Source organism: Haloquadratum walsbyi J07HQW2 (assembly GCF_000415985.1).
Classification (GTDB): Archaea; Halobacteriota; Halobacteria; order Halobacteriales; family Haloferacaceae; genus Haloquadratum; species Haloquadratum walsbyi_B.
In genome coordinates this window covers 194,926-196,040 of sequence record NZ_KE356561.1, presented here as the reverse complement: position 1 = coordinate 196,040, position 1,115 = coordinate 194,926, and the positions used below count along the sequence as shown (strand labels likewise).

Here is a 1,115-nt window from a genome sequence, read left to right as displayed (position 1 = left end):
CGAAAGGTCACGAATGTGCTCGCGGTGAGCGTGACCCAACGGTGTCCGGTCACGAGCCGATTCGTAGACGAAACTGCGGGCACCTTCGTTCGCAGCGAGGTTCTCGCGGAGACCAAAGTAGGTCTGTAAGTCCCAGTAGGCGTTTTTGTGTCTCTCACAACCCTCACCACGCAACGAGAACGCCGGGAAGACAACTCGATTGACGTGCTCGGTGACCCGCTCTGCTCCCGATAGGATCGTCTGATCATCGGGGGTCGCGTCTTCTGCGTCCTCATCTCGATATCGAACGTTTCGCTCCGGCTCACGCGGAACGTTTACGCCCGCATTCGCATTCTGCGTCTTGATAAGGATGGACCGTGCGGCAGTCTCGACTGTTCCGCACAGGTCTGTAGTGAAGCGTTTGTTCCAACTGCGCCACAGCGTCGACTGGTCAGGAACGGATTCGAGACTCAGTTGATTACGAAGGTCTGGACGATTGTTGAGATAGTCGACGAGTGCTGTCTCGTGGTCCCACCCGTGAATCTCTTTCAGCAGGAACACTCGAAAGAGCGTCTCCTTCTCGTATCGGGTAGAAGCAGCGTAGCGGTTGTGAGTCTCGAATATCAAGTATGTTATTAAAACCGAACAGACAGATTGCTCGAGCGAATTGTGCTCGTCGTGTTCGAACCACGCGTCCGGAACAACGCTCACGTCATCTTCTAACCCGGCAAGCGAAGTTCGGTCGTACAGCGGCGTCGAATCGTACGCTGGCCACTCCGTGTACGACTGTCGTGCAATTCGCCGGAAGATTGTTTGAGCCGACTGTTGCGTAGGAGGCATACGAGATACTGGACGAATGGATCTCAAGCTTCCTCAAACAGGTCCAGACGAACTATTGAGCGAACCGTGTCGAAACATCTCCGATTCTCGTCAGAATCGGCGTGACCGATACAGATGGTGTATCGTCCATGCTCAACTTCTCGTGATGCTAGCAAATTTAAGCGAATCACCAGAAATTATATTATCATCGGCGCGATAAATTAACACTCTCATATGCCCCTCCTCCACAGCAACGAATCTCAGTCAACAGGATTGGTGATTAAGTAACAATGTTCTCTGTCCAAATCAATGCTGTC

1 protein-coding gene is annotated in these 1,115 nt (G+C 52.6%); it reads right to left on the bottom strand.

The features are described 5' to 3' along the window. Nucleotides 1–819, bottom strand: an 819-nt coding sequence (locus J07HQW2_RS01010; RefSeq protein WP_021053314.1) for a transposase, incomplete at its 3' end; no start/stop codon positions are given. Nucleotides 820–1,115 lie beyond the last annotated feature (296 nt).